Origin of the sequence: Sphingomonas sp. 3-13AW (assembly GCF_049311085.1) — a bacterium.
Taxonomy (GTDB): domain Bacteria; phylum Pseudomonadota; class Alphaproteobacteria; order Sphingomonadales; family Sphingomonadaceae; genus Sphingomonas.
In genome coordinates this window covers 64,700-79,393 of record NZ_JASNVZ010000015.1, presented here as the reverse complement: position 1 = coordinate 79,393, position 14,694 = coordinate 64,700, and the positions used below count along the sequence as shown (strand labels likewise).

At 70.8% G+C, this 14,694-nt stretch carries 16 protein-coding genes; 7 read left to right on the top strand and 9 right to left on the bottom strand.

What is annotated here, in order from left to right; genetic code table 11:
- The 4 genes from QP045_RS15150 to gspG form a co-directional block, all read right to left on the bottom strand.
- On the bottom strand, positions 1-518 hold a 518-nt coding region (locus tag QP045_RS15150), incomplete at its 3' end, for a type II secretion system protein N (RefSeq protein WP_422515828.1).
- Entirely contained in the window at positions 515-880 is a 366-nt protein-coding gene (gspI, locus tag QP045_RS15145; RefSeq protein ID WP_422515827.1) for a type II secretion system minor pseudopilin GspI, read from the bottom strand. The genes QP045_RS15150 and gspI, both read right to left, overlap by 4 nt.
- Positions 877-1,401, bottom strand: a complete 525-nt coding sequence (locus tag QP045_RS15140; protein ID WP_422515826.1) for a prepilin-type N-terminal cleavage/methylation domain-containing protein — start codon at positions 1,399-1,401, stop codon at positions 877-879. Before QP045_RS15140 ends, gspI begins: the two co-directional genes overlap by 4 nt.
- A 1-nt stretch (position 1,402) precedes the next feature.
- The gene (gene gspG / locus QP045_RS15135; protein ID WP_422515825.1) at positions 1,403-1,870 is read right to left on the bottom strand and encodes a type II secretion system major pseudopilin GspG; all 468 of its coding nucleotides are present in this window, start codon (positions 1,868-1,870) and stop codon (positions 1,403-1,405) included.
- Between the two features lie 78 nt (positions 1,871-1,948).
- Between gspG and gspL the strand changes: the two genes are divergently transcribed.
- Genes gspL through gspE form a run of 3 tightly spaced genes read left to right on the top strand, consistent with a single transcriptional unit; the run spans position 1,949 to position 5,000 of the window.
- Positions 1,949-3,016, top strand: coding sequence for a type II secretion system protein GspL (gspL, locus tag QP045_RS15130; RefSeq protein ID WP_422515824.1), 1,068 nt, complete (start codon positions 1,949-1,951; stop codon positions 3,014-3,016).
- Positions 3,013-3,510, top strand: coding sequence for a type II secretion system protein GspM (gspM, locus tag QP045_RS15125; RefSeq protein WP_422515823.1), 498 nt, complete (start codon positions 3,013-3,015; stop codon positions 3,508-3,510). Before gspL ends, gspM begins: the two co-directional genes overlap by 4 nt.
- Positions 3,507-5,000 carry a type II secretion system ATPase GspE gene (gene gspE, locus QP045_RS15120; RefSeq protein WP_422515822.1) on the top strand — a complete coding sequence of 498 codons (1,494 nt, stop codon included), beginning with the start codon at positions 3,507-3,509 and terminating at the stop codon, positions 4,998-5,000. Before gspM ends, gspE begins: the two co-directional genes overlap by 4 nt.
- 13 nt (positions 5,001-5,013) lie before the next feature.
- Here the strand turns inward: gspE and QP045_RS15115 are convergent, their stop codons facing one another.
- Positions 5,014-6,030: a family 43 glycosylhydrolase gene (locus QP045_RS15115; RefSeq protein ID WP_422515821.1), complete on the bottom strand. Its 1,017-nt coding sequence runs from the start codon at positions 6,028-6,030 to the stop codon at positions 5,014-5,016.
- A gap of 228 nt (positions 6,031-6,258) precedes the next feature.
- On the opposite strand from QP045_RS15115, the gene QP045_RS15110 reads away from it, so the two are divergent.
- On the top strand, positions 6,259-7,485 hold the full coding sequence (locus tag QP045_RS15110; protein WP_422515820.1) for a type II secretion system F family protein: 1,227 nt from the start codon (positions 6,259-6,261) through the stop codon (positions 7,483-7,485).
- A 9-nt stretch (positions 7,486-7,494) separates the two neighbouring features.
- On the opposite strand, the gene gspN is transcribed toward QP045_RS15110, so the two are convergent.
- A complete protein-coding gene (gene gspN, locus QP045_RS15105; RefSeq protein WP_422515819.1) occupies positions 7,495-8,268 on the bottom strand; it encodes a type II secretion system protein N in 774 nt (257 codons plus the stop codon).
- Between the two features lie 44 nt (positions 8,269-8,312).
- Here gspN and QP045_RS15100 point away from each other — a divergent pair, with 44 nt between their 5' ends.
- Genes QP045_RS15100 through QP045_RS15090 form a run of 3 tightly spaced genes read left to right on the top strand, consistent with a single transcriptional unit; the run spans position 8,313 to position 10,686 of the window.
- Positions 8,313-9,257, top strand: a complete 945-nt coding sequence (locus QP045_RS15100; protein WP_422515818.1) for an ABC transporter substrate-binding protein — start codon at positions 8,313-8,315, stop codon at positions 9,255-9,257.
- Positions 9,254-9,799, top strand: a complete 546-nt coding sequence (locus QP045_RS15095) for a type II secretion system protein GspJ (protein WP_422515817.1) — start codon at positions 9,254-9,256, stop codon at positions 9,797-9,799. Before QP045_RS15100 ends, QP045_RS15095 begins: the two co-directional genes overlap by 4 nt.
- Positions 9,796-10,686, top strand: a complete 891-nt coding sequence (locus QP045_RS15090; protein ID WP_422515816.1) for a general secretion pathway protein GspK — start codon at positions 9,796-9,798, stop codon at positions 10,684-10,686. The genes QP045_RS15095 and QP045_RS15090 overlap by 4 nt, the downstream gene beginning before the upstream one ends.
- Here QP045_RS15090 and QP045_RS15085 read toward each other — a convergent pair.
- From QP045_RS15085 to QP045_RS15075, 3 genes are all read right to left on the bottom strand, one after another.
- Positions 10,683-11,126 (bottom strand): DMT family transporter, encoded by a 444-nt coding sequence (locus QP045_RS15085; protein ID WP_422515815.1) that lies wholly within the window; start codon positions 11,124-11,126, stop codon positions 10,683-10,685. The genes QP045_RS15090 and QP045_RS15085 overlap by 4 nt on opposite strands.
- Before the next feature lie 125 nt (positions 11,127-11,251).
- Positions 11,252-13,042: a DUF885 domain-containing protein gene (locus tag QP045_RS15080; RefSeq protein ID WP_422515814.1), complete on the bottom strand. Its 1,791-nt coding sequence runs from the start codon at positions 13,040-13,042 to the stop codon at positions 11,252-11,254.
- A 74-nt stretch (positions 13,043-13,116) separates the two neighbouring features.
- Positions 13,117-14,661 carry a DHA2 family efflux MFS transporter permease subunit gene (locus QP045_RS15075; RefSeq protein ID WP_422515813.1) on the bottom strand — a complete coding sequence of 515 codons (1,545 nt, stop codon included), beginning with the start codon at positions 14,659-14,661 and terminating at the stop codon, positions 13,117-13,119.
- Positions 14,662-14,694: the final 33 nt, after the last annotated feature.

Below are 14,694 nucleotides of genomic sequence, written 5' to 3'. Positions count from 1 at the left end.
GTAGTGCCGGCGGCGGCGGGGGGGCCGGGGCTCCCGGCTGCGTCGGCCGCGGCACTGGTCAGGACGTTCGGATCGGGAAAGCCCAGATATTCGATGCGCCCGCCGTTGTTGAGCAGGATGCGATCGCGCTGGATGCCCTCGATCCTGAGCCCCGCCAGCGTCTCCCCGACGCGATAGGCGCGCGCAGGCTCGGAGCCGGTTGCGACAAAGGCGACTGCCAGCTCGACCGGGATCGCAAAGATCAGCCCGCGCAATTCCGCCTGGATGCCGGTCTTCTGCGTCGCCTCGCCGACGGCGGCCTGTCCGAACGGGGCCCAGGCGAGCACCGGCCCGAGGTCGCCGACCGCGGCGGGGCGTGCGCGTCCCTCGCTCGGCACGGTCACGGCACCGGTTCCGGCATGGCCCGCCATCGTCCACACCAGCCCGGCGAGCGGAAAGGCGACCGACACGATCGCCAGCGCGATTGCCACGTCCAGCGTCTGGCGCTTCTGGCGCGGCGTGAGCGCGGGCATCCTCATGATCCGCGTCCTTCCAGAAAGCCGTCGAGCTGCGCAAGCGGCGTTTCCTCGCCCGCGGCGGAGACGGCGATCCGCACCCGGTCGAGCGCGGGATCGTCGGTGCCGCGCCGGACGACCGCGACTTGCCAGCGGCGGCCGAGCATCTCGACGGTGCGCGCGTCCACCTCCGGCGCGCCGACCTCCAGTTCCGCCAGCCGGTTCTCGGCGACCAGCATCGCGATCGTGCGCCGCTCGATGCCGCGGGTAGAATCGATGTGCTGCTCGACGGCACCGATCAGCCCGACGGTGGCGATCGCCAGCACGGCGAGCGCGACCAGCGCCTCGATCAGCGAGAATCCCTGCTCGGCCGTCCGCGGCGTCATGCGGCGGGTGCCGAAGATGCGGCGGGCGCGCGCACGGCCTGTGCGGTCATGCCGTCATAGGTGACGATCCAGCGATCCTGGCCCGAGCTGATGTCGGCGGTCAGCGGTTCGCCGGTGCCGTCGATCCCCAGCAGGATCGGCGGCCGGGCCGACAGGCGCATCACCATGCCGCCCGGCAGCGTGTGGAATCCCATGCCGGCGCCCTCGCGCGGGGTCCAGCTGCCCGCCCCGGTCAGGGTCGCAAAGCCATAGCCATGGTCGCCGGCGGTAAAGGCGATGGCGCGGTCGCCCAGCATCGAATCATCGGCAGCGGCCTGCAGCTGCGTCGCCAGCCGCCGCGCCTCCGTCTCGACGGTGGGCGCGCGCGTGGCGGCGCCGATGCCGAGCGTCACCGCACCGGCGGCGATGCCGATGATCGCCAGCACGACCAGCATCTCGACCAGCGTCATGCCGCTTTCGGCATGGCGCGGCGCCTGCGCGTCCGCCGGGTCGTTGCCCGCGCGACGGGCAGGCAGCGTCATGTCAGGGGCGCTTGCCGTCGATGTCGGCGTCCAGGCCCTTGCCGCCGGGCTTGCCGTCCTTGCCGAGCGACTTCAGCTCGAAGCTGCCGTTGCCCGCCGAGCTATAGACATAGGGATTGCCCCAGGGGTCGACCGGCATGTCGGAAAGATAGCCGCCCGGCGCCCAGCCGCTCGGCACTGGCGGGGTGCCCGGCCGTTCGACCAGCGCCTTCAGCCCCTGCTGCGTCGTCGGATAGTCGCCATTGTCGAGCCGGTACATCTTGAGCGCGGCGGAGATGCTCTTGATGTCGGTGCCCGCGGTCGTGACGCGCGCCTGGTCCGGGCGGCTGATGACGTTGGGCACGATCAGCGCGGCGACGATCGCGATGATCGCCAGCACCACGATCATCTCGACCAGGGTCAGCCCCGCCTGTGCCGCCGGCACGGTCCGCCGCACGCGCGGCTTGCGGCTTTTCGCACAGGCTGTCACGGTGCCCCCGACGCTGTCATGAAACTGTTGTGAAAAGATGCGCATCCCGGCCCCATGCGTTCGCCTGATGACTCAAATATGACCGTCCACACGGGCGACACCGCCGCCGGCGTATGGACGCTCGAGCGCGAACGCCCGATCATAGCCGATGCCGAGGGTCCCGCAACCTTGCTGGTGCCGTCCGAACGCCTGCTGTTGCTTGCCGTCGACTTGCCGCTCCCTTCGCGCGCCCAACGGTTGGAGGCGCTGCCCTTCGCGATCGAGGATCGCATCGCCGATCCGCTCGAGGCGGTGCACCTGGCGATCGGCGAGACGCTGGCGCCGCAGCGCTACCTGGTCGCGGTGGTCCGGCACAGCGTGATGGCGGAATGGCTGACGCTGGCGGAAGCGAACGGCCTTGGCGAGGCGGCGCTGGTCCCCGATGCGCTCGCCCTGCCGCGTCCCGCGGAAGGCGCGTGGAACGTCGCGCTTCGCGACGGCCGCGCCGTCGTGCGGGCGGGCGACGGCACCGGCTTTGCCGTGCCGGCGGCGCTGTTGCCCGCCGCCTGGGAAGCCGCCGGCCAGCCAGATGTCACCGCCTTTGCCGATCCGCTCCCCGCGCCGATCTCGGCACAACCCGCGGTGCCGCAGCCGCTCGGCATGACGCTGGCCGTACCCGCGCTCGATCTGCGACAGGGGCGCTATGCCCGCCGCGGCACCGGATCGGCGTTCGTGCGCAAGCTCGCGATGGTCGCGCTCGCCGCATTGGTGGCGAACGGCGTGATCGCCGCCGCCGACACGCTGATGCTGCGCGCCATTGCCGACCGGACGGAAGCCGAGACGCGCACGCTGCTCGCCACCGCCGCGCCGGATCTCGCGCAGGCGACCGACCTGCCCGGCAGCGTCGCCGACCGGCTGCCCCGCGCGACCGGCGACAACCGTTTCGTGCCGACGCTCGCGCGGGTCAGCGTCGCGCTCGCGCCGCTGGCGCCCACCATCGCCGTGCGATCGATGCAGTGGAGCGGCAACCAGCTGGTGATCGATCTCGACGCCAGCGACGCGGGCGCCGCCGACCAGCTGCGCACCGCGCTCACTGGTGCGCGGGTGGAGGCAAAGGTCACCCCCGATCCCGCCGGCGGCATCCGCGTGACGGCGGCCGGGGCATGATCGTGCGGCTGCCCGGACGCTCGCGGCTGGAGGGGGGGCTTGCCCGCTTCGACCGGTGGTGGAGCAACCTCAGCCAGCGAGAGCGCCGGCTCGTCGGCGGCCTCGCCGCGCTGCTGGTGCTGCTGGTGGCGGTCTATGGCGTCGTGAAGCCGATCCAGGCCGCGCGTGCCGATGCGCGTGCCGACATCCGCCAATATGAGACGCTGAACGCCCGCATCCGCGCTGCCGGGACGCTGCCGGCCGCCCAACCGCTCACCGCCGGTCCTGTCGACTCAGTCATTGCCGCCGCCGCCGCGCGCGCCGGGCTTACGGCCGAGACGGTGCCGCTGGTCGCCGGCGGCTTTCGCGCGACGGTTGCCGACGGCACCTACGACGGCGTCCTGCGCTGGATCGACGAGGTCGCCCGCACCACCACCCTGGGCGTTCGCCAGGTTTCGATCGTGCGCGGGGCCGTGCCGGGCCATGTCTCGGCCACCGTGGAGTTCGGGGCGTGACCGATACGTTGCTGCTGATCGAGGACGCGCCGGCCGAGCGGCTGCCCTATGGCTATGCCCGTCGTGCCGGGGTCCTGTTGCGGAGCGGCAGCGCCGGCATCGAGTGCCTGCATCGCGCCGGTGCGCCGCTCGACGCGCTGCTGGAGGTGCAGCGCATCGCGCCGGGCGTGCCGTTCGTGCCGGTCGCCGACGACGCGTTCGAGACGGCGCTCGCCCAGGCCTATGGCGGCAGCAGTGCCACGACCGCGGCCGGCATCGAGCTTGCCGAACATGATCTCGCAGCGCTCGCCGACAGCGCCGCCTCGGTCGACGACCTCCTCGACAGCCGCGACGATTCGCCCGTCATCCGCCTCATCAACGCGCTCCTGCTGGAGGCGGTGAAGGAGCGGGCGTCGGACGTGCATGTCGAGACGCAGGAAAAGCGGCTCGTCGTCCGCTTCCGCATCGACGGCGTGCTGCGCGACATCGTCGAGCCGCAGCGCGCGCTCGCCCCGCTGCTGGTCAGCCGCATCAAGGTGATGGCGAAGCTCGACATTGCGGAAAAGCGCGTGCCGCAGGACGGCCGCGTGACGCTGCGCATCGGCGGCCACGACGTCGACGCGCGCGTCTCGACCATCCCCACCCAGCATGGCGAGCGCGTGGTGCTGCGCCTGCTCGAACGCGGGGGGCTGCGGCTCGACCTGCCGAGCCTGGGCATGTCGGAGCGCGATGTCGGCGTGTTCACCCGCCTGCTGGAGCGGCCGCACGGCATGCTGCTCGTCACCGGTCCGACCGGATCGGGCAAGACGACGACGCTCTACACCGCGCTCACCCGCCTCAACGACCGCCGCCGCAACATCATGACGGTCGAGGACCCGATCGAATATGAGCTGCCCGGCATCGGCCAGACCCAGGTCAACCCGCGCACCGACCTGACCTTTGCGCGCGGCCTGCGCGCGATCCTGCGCCAGGACCCGGACGTCATCATGGTCGGCGAGATCCGCGACCAGGAAACCGCGCAGGTCGCGGTGCGATCGTCGATGACCGGCCATTTCGTCCTGTCGACGCTCCACACCAATTCCGCAGTCGGATCGGTCACCCGACTGATCGACATGGGGGTGGAACGCTATCTGCTCGCGCCGATGGTGGTGGGGCTCGTCGCCCAGCGGCTCGTGCGGCGGCTGTGTCCGGACTGTAGGCGCGAGGATGTCGCCAGCGAAGGCGATGCGATGTTGATGGGCGGCGCCATTGCCGCCGGCGAGCCGCTGTGGCGCGCCGTCGGTTGCGACGCCTGCCACGGCGACGGCTACACCGGGCGCGCGGGACTCTACGAAGTGGTCGCGGTCGACGAGGCGTTTCAGGCGCTGATCCACGATGGCGCGTCCGAGGCCGAGCTGGAACGCGCCGCCCGCCGCGACAATCCGTCCATGCTCGACGACGGCGCCGCCAAGGTCCGCGCCGGAATCACCACCGTCGAGGAGGTCGCCCGCGTCGTCCGCGACGAGGGCTGACGCAGCGCCGCGATCAGGGGAGCGCCGCTTCCCGGCCGAGCTTGGGGATGCCGGGTGCGCCGCTCGCATCGAAGGTCACCCGCTGGATATGCGGCGCGCGCTTGCCGGTGCAGCCCATCCCTGCCGCGGTGTTGGCGTGATAGACCATCCAGGTCGCCCCATCGCGCGCGGTGAAGAAGCCGTTGTGCCCGGGAGCATAGACCCCGGCCGAGGGCGTCGTCTTCAGGATCGGCGCGGGCGCCTTGGCCCACGACGATGGCCTCAGCGGGTCGGCGTCGGGGCGCGCCCGCAACAGCCCCACGGCATAACCGTCCGACCAGCAGGCACTTCCGGAATAGGCGAGGAACAGGTCGCCGCTCGGCCCCCTCAGAAACGCCGGGCCCTCCAGGATCTGGCGTCCGCCCTGCCGTTCCCAGTTGCGGTCGGGCCGGGCGAGAATGGTCTCGGGTCCGGTCACCGTCCACGGGTTGCGCATCGCGACGATCGCCAGGTCGCTCTCGCTCCCGACATAGGGCGAATAGACGAAATAGCGCGTGCCGCGATGTTCGAAGGTCGTGCCGTCGATCCCCGGCCGCGCCGTCGCGATCCGGCCGCGGTCGACCCACTTGCCCCTGAGCGGATCGGCGCCCGCATTCTCCAGCACGAACACGCCGCGATGGGCGTCGTCATCATGCCCGGCCGCGGCGGCGCTGTAGTAAATGTACCATTTGCCGTCGATGCGATGGAGCTCGGGCGCCCAGATCGACCGGGCGTTCGGCCCCGACACCGGCGGCCGCCACACCACCGTCTCCTCCGCCTCGGCCAGGCGGGAGAGGTCGCGGGTCGCGCGGATCGCCAGCCGGTCCCCCAGCGTCGCCATGTAATAATAGGTGTCGCCCTCGCGCACGATCCAGGGGTCCGGCCCGCCGGGCAGCAGCGGGTTCGTCACGCGCGCCTTGGCCGCATCGGCCGTGTGCCGGGGGAGGGCGGCAGCGTACGGCGTGGCCGTGGACAGGGCCAGGGCAGCGGTCATCCAGCGCAACGGGCCCATCCGCTCTCTCCTATGATTGATCCGGTATAAGACGTGGCTTTCCGCCCCGACTCAAGGGGGCATGGCCGCTTCCCCCTGTCCCAGCGTGCCGGCATGTGCTTTCGTGGGGTTGATGACTTCCGCCGTCGCCTCGCTGGACCGCCCGCTGTGTCACGCTCCTGACATGCTTGGGGCGGAAGCGGATCTGCGCCTCAACTTCCTCAACTTCCGCGCTCGCGAAGGCCTTAAATGACCGCCTATGCCTATCGTGCTGCCGATCGTGGCGGCGCCACCCGCAAGGGGATTATCGAGGCTTCGAGCCCGGCGGCGGCGCGTGCCCAGCTGCGCGACCAGGCGCTGCTGCCGCTGTCGGTGGAGGTCGCGGGCGAGAAGCGGGCTTCGCTGGGCTCGCTGCGGTTGCCCGCGTTCCGGCGGCGCGGCATCACTCCGCGCCAGCTTGCCACCATCACCCGCCAGATCGCGACCTTGGTCGGCTCCGACGTCTCGATCGAGGAATCGCTGCGGCTGGTGGCGGGGCAGGCGGACCAGGCGCATGTGAGCGCGCTGCTTCTCGACGTGCGTTCCGCGATCCTCGACGGTCGCAGCTTCGCCGCCGCGCTCTCGCGGCATCCGCGCGCCTTTCCCGGCTTCTACACCGCCTCGGTCGCGGCCGGCGAGCAGTCGGGCCGGCTGACGGACGTGCTCAACCACCTCGCCGCCTTCGTCGAGACGCGCCACGCCAACGGGCAGAAGCTCCAGCTTGCGCTCCTGTATCCGGCGCTGCTCGCCACCGTCTCGTTCGGGATGATGGTGCTGTTGATGGTCTATGTCGTGCCGGACATCGTGCGCGTCTTCGTGTCGCGCGGCGCCGAGCTCCCGTTCCTGACGCGCGCGCTGATCGCGCTGTCGGCCTTCATCCAGAACTACGGCCTGTATGTCGCCGGCATCGTGCTGGTGCTGGTGCTGATCGCGGGCCGGTGGATGCGGGTGCCCGCCAACCGGCTGCGCGTCGACCGCTTTCTTTCCGAACGGCGCCCGTTCCGCCGCTTCAGCCGCCAGCACAATGCCGCGCGCTTTGCCGGAAGCCTGGCGACCCTGGTCGGCAGCGCCGTCCCGCTAGTTGAAGCGCTGCACGCCGCCGCCGCCGTCACGCCCAACCGCTGGGTGCGCGACAAGGCGCTGGGCGTCGCCTATCGCGTCCGCGAGGGGCTGAGCCTGCGCGCGGCGATGGCAGAGGCGGAGGCGTTCCCGTCGATGTTGGTCGCGATCGTCGCCTCGGGCGAATCGAGCGGGCGGCTGGCCCCCGCGCTCGACCGCGCCGCAACCGAGCTGGAGCGGGAGCTCGACGCGCTCACCGCGACGCTGGTGGCGCTCGTCGAGCCGCTGGTGCTGCTGCTGATGGGCGGGCTGGTGCTGCTGATGGTGCTCGCCATCCTGCTGCCGATCATCAACCTCAACAATCTGGTGACGATCTGATGCGCGCGCCTACAGCCGGCTCTCCACCGTCACGCCCGGCGGCAGGCCGGTGAAGGGCAGCGCGGCGGCGCCGTCGCTGGTCAGCGTCATCCGGTACGCGCCGTCCTCCGCCAGCACTGCCTCTACCAGCGTCTGGCGGCGCTGGGCCTGGGGGGCGAGGCGGATGCGCGTCTCGCGGCCGACATGCTCGGCGGTCAGGATCATCGCGGGCACCGTGCTGGCGACGCCGCTTGGGCGGGCCATGCAACTGCCCGCATCGGACAGGATCGTCGCCTGCGCCTGCCGGTCGCCGCTGCCCGCAACCAGCCGCGGCAGTTCGACCTGCATGGTGAGGTCGCAGGTGAAGGGCAGGTTGGGCGCTACGGCCTGCAGCAGGCTTGCATCGGCCGAGCCACTCACTCGGTCGAGCCGGACCGCGCCGCCCGGCCGGAACAGCGCCTGCCCGCCAAGATCGGTATCCGGCCCCGTGGCGCGCCAGTCGACGGCGAAGCCCAGGCTGGTGAGCGAGCGCAGCGGCGCCCATTCCCATTCGACCTTGCTGCCGCCGGCGACGCCGACTTCGCCGTTCCAGATCGTGCCCGCGATGCCGCTGCGCCACGGCCGGTCCGTCAACACCACGCTTGCCGGCAGCGTCGCGACCATGGCGACGGCGAACGAGGCTATTCCGAGCCCCGCGAACGCGATAGACCGCCGCCGTGCCTGAGCTCGCGCCCCTTCCGGAAGTATCGCGGCGGCAGACGCTTCGCCTGCTGCGATCGACCCTCGTGCTATCGTCTGCGGCATGGGCCGCTGCTCCCTTGCTGGCGGCGCGGAAGGAAACCCGGCCGGTGGCGCTGCTGGTGCCGTTGACCGGCGGCCATGCGGCGCTGGGGCTTAGCATGCAGCAGGCGGCGATGCTTCCGCAATCGGGCGCCGCGCCCGGCAAGCCGATGCTGCGCGTGTTCGACACCGGCGGCACCCCTGCGGGCGCGGCCGCTGCGGCAGGGCTGGCGCTGAAGGCAAAGGCGGGGATGCTGCTCGGGCCGCTTACCGCGGCCGAAGTGCCGGCGGTGGTGCAGGCGGCCGCCGGACGGGTGCCGGTGCTCGCCTTTTCCAACGACCTGGCGCTGCGCAACAGCGGCGCCTTCCTGTTCGGCATCACCGCGTCGCAGAGCACCCAGGCGATCCTGCGCTATGCCCGCACCCGCGGCGTGCGCAACGTGCTGGTGATCGGCGACGGCGGCAGCTGGTCGACGGCATCGGTGGACGCTGCCAAGGCGATGGAGCCGGAATTGGGCATTACGGTGCGGGCGGTGACGGTCGCGCCCGGCACGCCGCTGCCGGCCGTCGGCGACGCGCCCGATGCGGTGCTGGTGCCGGGCGGCGGCGCGGCGCTGCTCGCCGCCTCGCGTGCTTTGCGCGACGCGGGCGTGCAGTTGCTCACCACCTTCCAGGGCGTCGACTATCGGCCCGAGGCGCTCGCCGCGCTCGAGGGCGCGTGGATCGCCAGCCCCGAACCCGACGCGTTCGAGCGCTTTGCCGGCGCCTATGCGGCGCGCAACGGCGGGCGGCCCGGCGCGATCGCGGCGCTCGCCTATGACGCGGTCGGCATCACCGAGCAGCTGCGCGCCGCCAACCAGCTCAACCGCGAAGGGCTGCTCGGCGAGCGCGGCTTCGACTGCGCGACGGGCGCGGTCCGTTTCCGCACCGATGGCAGCTGCGCGCGCAGCTTCGCGATCCTGCTGGCGGGGCGCGACGGCTACTCCAAGGTGGCGGTGAGCCAGGGCGCGTGACCCGGCCCGCTCCGGACGGGGAGGGCGGCTTCACCCTCATCGAGCTGATGATCTCGCTGGGGCTCTTCGCGCTGATCGCGGTTGCCGGCGTCACGCTGGTCGACAGCATCCTCTCGGTCCAGGGACGCACGGAAAAGCGGCTCGACCGCATTGCCGAGGTGCAGCGCGCGATGTTCGTGGTCGACAGCGATTTCGACCAGCTTGCCGCCGGCCGCGTGCAGGGCGACGGCAGCCAGGTCACCTTCACCCGCGCCTCCCCTGGGCTCGGCGGCCCGCCGATCGCCGTCTCCTATCGCGTCGCCGATGGCATGTTCATCCGCACCGTCGCCGGCCAGCCCCAGCGCGTGCTCACCGGCGTCGAGCGGGCGCGCTGGCGCTATTTCGACGGCGGCTGGCTCGACAGCTGGCCGCCCGACCAGGAGCGCGTCGACACCTGGCCGCGCGCCGTCGTCGTGGACCTCACCATCGACGCGCCCAGCGGCATGGGCGGCACCGTGCGCCGGGTGGTGACGCTGCCGATCCCGCCGAGCGTGGCGCCATGACCCGGCACGACCCCCGCGAGGAGGGCATGATCCTCGTCAACGTGCTGATGTTCGTGGCGATCGCCAGCGGCATCGTGCTGTTGCTCATCAACCGGGAGGAAATCGCCCTCGACCGCGCGATCCGCTCGCGCGAGGCCGCCCGCGCGCTCGCCATCGTGCGCGGCGGCGAAACCTCGGCCGTGGTGGCGCTGCGCCGCGACGCCCGCGATGCGCCCGATGCCGATTATGCCACCGAACCCTGGGGGGCGATCGCGGACAGCGACGTCGCGATCGAGGGCGGACGCTTCGACCTCGCCATCGCCGACGCGGAAGGGCGGTTCAACGTGAACGCGGTGCGCGGCGACGATCTCGCCGCCCAGCTGCTGTTCGCCCGGATCGGGCGCGCGGCCGGGTTCGACGATGCCCAGATCGCGACCGCCGTCGGGCTGATCCGCGAATATGGCCCGATCGCGGACCTGCGGCCGCTGCGCTACACCGGGGTGCCGCCCGAACTGGCCGACAGGCTCGAACGGCTGGCGACGGCGCTTCCGGGAAAGACGACGATCAACCTCAACGCGGCTCCCGTCGAGCTGATGGCGGTGCTGTTCGACAACCAGACCGTGGCCGATCGCCTCGCCACCACCCGCCAGCGCCAGGGGTTCCTGTCGCTCAAGGACCTTGCCGACGAAGGGGTGGCGATGCCGGCGGGCACCAGTTTCCGCTCCAACACCTTTTGGGTGCGGACGCGCGCCACCATCGGCAGCACCGCGCAGCAGGGCGCGACCCTGATCGAGCGTCGCCAGAGCAAGGAGGGGCCGGTGGTGGTGCCGGTCGCGCGGTGGCGCAACGCCGCCGTGCCCCCGGACGCACCCCCCTTTGCGCCGCCGAAAAAGCCCGTGGCGGGTTAGAACTTCGCGATCAGGGCGACGCCCGCGACCATCAGCGCCGCACCGGCCATGCGGCCGATTCCGGCCGGGTGAACCTCGAACCCCATCCAGCCGAAATGGTCGAGTACCAGCGCCGCGATGGTCGAGGCGGTGACGATCAGCGCCACGAACAGCCCCGCGCCCAGCCGGGGGGAGGCATAGACCGTCGCCAGCACGAACACGATGCCGAGCACGCCGCCGGTCCACGCCCACCACGGCGTCTGCGCCACCGCCTGGCCGCTCGGCAGCCGCTCCCCCGATGCCAGCGATAGCACCAGCGACACCGCCAGGGTCACGACCGACACGATCGAGACCGTCCACAACTGGGTGCCCAGCGCCTTTTGCAGCGCGTTGTTGGTGCCTGACTGGAGCGCACTGGTGATGCCCGCGCCGACCGCGACCAGGACAAAGAGCAGGTACATGCGCTCAGTCCCTTCCGGATCGGGGGCAGGGCGGGGCGGCATGCGGTGCGGTCAATCGGCTTCTCCCTCGAATCGTCCGCCAGCAACCGCCGAGGCTGGCAAATGATCCGAGGGGGGATGCGGTCTTACTGGATGGGCTCGTCCAGCATCAGCGCGCGGACGTAGCGGACCGGCGGCGATCCATGTGCCAGCACCGCATCATTGTAGCGCTTCAGGTCGAAGGCGGCGCCCTCGCGCTGCTCGACGGCGGCGCGCAGTGCCAGATGCTCGGAATAGCCGACGAAATAGCTCAGCAGCTGGGTGGAGGAGAGGCGCGCACGCGTCCACTTGCCCGCGGCTTCGCGCTCCTGCTGGAACGCGCCCTCCATCATCAGCTGCATCGCCTGCACCTCGGTCATCCCCTCAGTATGGATGCCGATGTCGAGCAGCGTGTTGGTGATCGAGCGCAGCCGCATCTTGAGGACGGTGAGCTTGAACAGCGGATCGCCGTTCAGATAGCCCTGGTCGGCCATCATCCCCTCGGCATAGACGGCCCAGCCCTCGATGAATGGCCCGGACGCCAGCACCGCGCGCAGCATCGACGGATATTCATTGGCGTGCGCGATCTGCAGGTAATGACCGGGCATCGCCTCATGCACGCTCAGGTCGTGGATCATGTAGTCATTATATTCGCGCAGGAAGGATTCCGCCTGCGCATCGCTCCAGTCCGCGGGGATCGGGGAGACCGCGTAAAAGGTGCCGAGATGCTTCTCGAACGGCCCCGGGCTGTCGCAATAGGCGACCGCCACGCCCTGCCGGAACTTGGGCATTTCGATGATCTGGACCGGCGTGTCGGGCACCGTGATGAGGTTCTTGGCGCGGACGAACTCGGTCGCCTGCTGCAGCGTCCGGGTCGCCTCCGCGATCACGCCATCGCGGGCGGGGTGCTTGGCATAGGTCAGCTCCAGCGCCGCCTCGATCGCCTTTTGCTGCTGCTCGGGCGTGGGGGAGGCGGGAAGCGCGGGGGCGTTGGGCTTGCCGGCCAGCACGGTGCGGGCGATCGCGTACATTTCGGCGCGCGCATCGGCCCTTGCCTTGAGCGCGCGTGCCTTGATCTCCGGGCGGGTGAGGTCGGTGACCAGGGCGTAGCGCAGCTTTTGGTCGTAGCGCGCGGCGCCCAGGCGGAAATCGCCCTTCGCCTGGGGTACCAGCACGGTGTCGAGCCACTTCTGCTGGTCCGCAACCGCGATCTTGAGCGTCGCGAGCGCCGCGTCGAAGCGCTTCTGGTCGGCCGGGGACAGCTTGCCCTTGTGCGGGGCCAGCATTCCCTCGGCGATCTGGAGCACGCCCGCATTCTGCTGCGACACGGTCTTTGCGAACACTTCCGGCACGCGGGCGGGGACCAGGCTGGCGCGCATCTGCTGGTACAGTTTGGGCGTCTTTTCCATGCGGGAGATCGCCGAGCGCAGCCGATCCGGCCAGGGCGCGAAATCGCGCGCGGCCAGCAGGTAGAGCCCGCCCGACACCGACTCATTGGCGCCTTGCGGATCCCATTCGTGGGGCTTCAGGGTCTCGATCGTCCACAGCTGATAGGCGAGCTCATTGGCGAGCAGCGCCGCATCGACCTGGTTCTCGCGGCTGAGCTTGTTGCGGTCGATCCGCGCCAGCGCCGCTTGCGTGCGCTTCAACGCGGCCACTTCGCGGGCGCGGCCGGCGGCGGAAAGATCATCGACCTCCCCGTCAAAGCGATGGTCCCCCAGATAGGTCGCATAGGTCGGCCGCAGCCGCGCCATCTCGTCGAGGAAGCGCTTGCCCAGCGCCTCGAACACGGCGTCTTCGGCCGATGCCGCAGCGGCGGGTGCGGGGCCGGCGAGGATGGCACCGCCGGGCAGCGCCGCGCCGGCGAGGAGCAACAGGGCGAACAGACCAGAACGCATCGGGGACCTTCCACAAACTCGGACAGGCGCGGTCTATGCAGCGGCCGATCCCGCGGCAAGCAGGTGGCGGCGAATTACGCCGGCTGCGCGCGCCCGCTCATCTCGGCGCCCGCCTGCGGATCGAAGCGGAGGTTGACGAACAATGCCGCGAGCGAGACTGCAGTGACCGTCCAGAACGCCGCCGAGAAATCGGGAAAGCCCGGGCTCGCCCGGCCGTTCGCCGCCATCGACACCTGCAGCGCCACGCTCGCGGTGCAGATCCCCAGTGACAGCATCAGCTGCTGGAAGGTGGAATAGAAGCTGGTGGCGGCGCTCATCCGCTCCTTCTCGATCTCGTCATAGGCGATGGTGTTGTAGGCGGTGAACTGGAACGACATCAGGAAGCCGGAGACGACCAGCACCGCAAAGATCGCGGGCAGCGGCCAGCCGGGGCGGAACAGCCCGCACACGGCATAGGCGGCGGTGCCGAGCACGCCCATCACCACCAAGCTGGAGCGAAAGCCGAAGCGGTGGAGCAGGCGGCGCGCGACGCCCTTCATCCCGAAGGATCCGATCGCCGTCGCCACCGTCATCATGCCGCTCTGCGCGGCGTTGAGACCGAAGCCGAGCTGCATCATCAGCGGCAGCAGGAACGGCTGCGCGCCCTGGGTGATCCGCGCCAGCGATCCGCCCAGCACCGACAACCGGAACGTCGGCACCCGCATCAGCGACAGGTCGAGGATCGGGTGTTCGGTGCGGCGGGCATGCCGCACATAGAGCAGCCCCGCGACGCCCCCGATCGCGATCAGCGGAGCCGCGACCAGCGCCCCTTCCGCCCCGCTCACCATCTCGAACCCAAGCAGCAGGCAGCCGAGCGCCGCCGCCGAGAGGAGGAAGCCCATGCGGTCGAACGCCTGCGCCCCCGCCTCCCGGATGTCGGGGATGAACCTGCCGACCAGCACGAACCCGGCGATCCCGATCGGCAAATTGAGCCAGAAGATCCAGCGCCAGTCGGCATAGGTGACGATGAAGCCGCCGACCGGCGGGCCCAGGATCGGCCCGATCAGCGCCGGCATGATCAGCCAGGACATCGCCGACACCATGTCGCGCTTGGCGACGGAACGCAGCAGCACCAGCCGCCCGACCGGCATCATCATCGCGCCCCCGATGCCCTGCAGGAACCGCGCGACCGCCATCGTCGCAAGATTGGGGGCAAGGCCGCAGGCGAGCGAGCCGAGCACGAACACCGCGATCGCGCTGCGAAAGACCCGCTTGGCGCCGAAGCGGTCGGCCGCGAATCCGGAGGCCGGAATGAACATCGCGAGCGCGAGCAGATAGGAGGTGAGGGCGATGCTCATCTCTGGTGCGCGCACGCCGAAATCCTGCGCCATCGTCGGCAGCGCGGTCGCGAGCACGGTCGCATCCAGGTTTTCCATGAACATCGCGCAGGCGATGATCAGCGCGACCGTCCGGTAATTGGCGCCCGGCGCGGCGCCGCCCTGCTGGTCGGTCGTCTGCGCAAGCTGGTCGCCCGCCGGCACGATGCCGTCGCGCACTTCGGAATTGACGGAGGCGATGCCGCGACGCCGCGGACGCAACAGGTGCCGCGGATCGAGCCCGTGCGGGAGGTGCAAAGACATGGGGAGGCTATCTGGCGTCTGGAGCCGCCGATA

Excerpts from the sequence above, each read along its gene's own strand:
- QP045_RS15090 (WP_422515816.1), top strand. The coding sequence starts at position 9,796 with ATGACCCGGCACGACCCCCGCGAGGAGGGCATGATCCTCGTCAACGTG.
- QP045_RS15080 (WP_422515814.1), bottom strand. The coding sequence starts at position 13,042 with ATGCGTTCTGGTCTGTTCGCCCTGTTGCTCCTCGCCGGCGCGGCGCTG.
- QP045_RS15110 (WP_422515820.1), top strand. The coding sequence starts at position 6,259 with ATGACCGCCTATGCCTATCGTGCTGCCGATCGTGGCGGCGCCACCCGC.
- gspL (WP_422515824.1), top strand. The coding sequence starts at position 1,949 with ATGACCGTCCACACGGGCGACACCGCCGCCGGCGTATGGACGCTCGAG.
- QP045_RS15140 (WP_422515826.1), bottom strand. The coding sequence starts at position 1,401 with ATGACGCTGCCTGCCCGTCGCGCGGGCAACGACCCGGCGGACGCGCAG.
- QP045_RS15085 (WP_422515815.1), bottom strand. The coding sequence starts at position 11,126 with ATGTACCTGCTCTTTGTCCTGGTCGCGGTCGGCGCGGGCATCACCAGT.
- gspM (WP_422515823.1), top strand. The coding sequence starts at position 3,013 with ATGATCGTGCGGCTGCCCGGACGCTCGCGGCTGGAGGGGGGGCTTGCC.
- gspN (WP_422515819.1), bottom strand. The coding sequence starts at position 8,268 with ATGCCGCAGACGATAGCACGAGGGTCGATCGCAGCAGGCGAAGCGTCT.
- gspI (WP_422515827.1), bottom strand. The coding sequence starts at position 880 with ATGACGCCGCGGACGGCCGAGCAGGGATTCTCGCTGATCGAGGCGCTG.
- QP045_RS15075 (WP_422515813.1), bottom strand. The coding sequence starts at position 14,661 with ATGTCTTTGCACCTCCCGCACGGGCTCGATCCGCGGCACCTGTTGCGT.
- QP045_RS15115 (WP_422515821.1), bottom strand. The coding sequence starts at position 6,030 with ATGGGCCCGTTGCGCTGGATGACCGCTGCCCTGGCCCTGTCCACGGCC.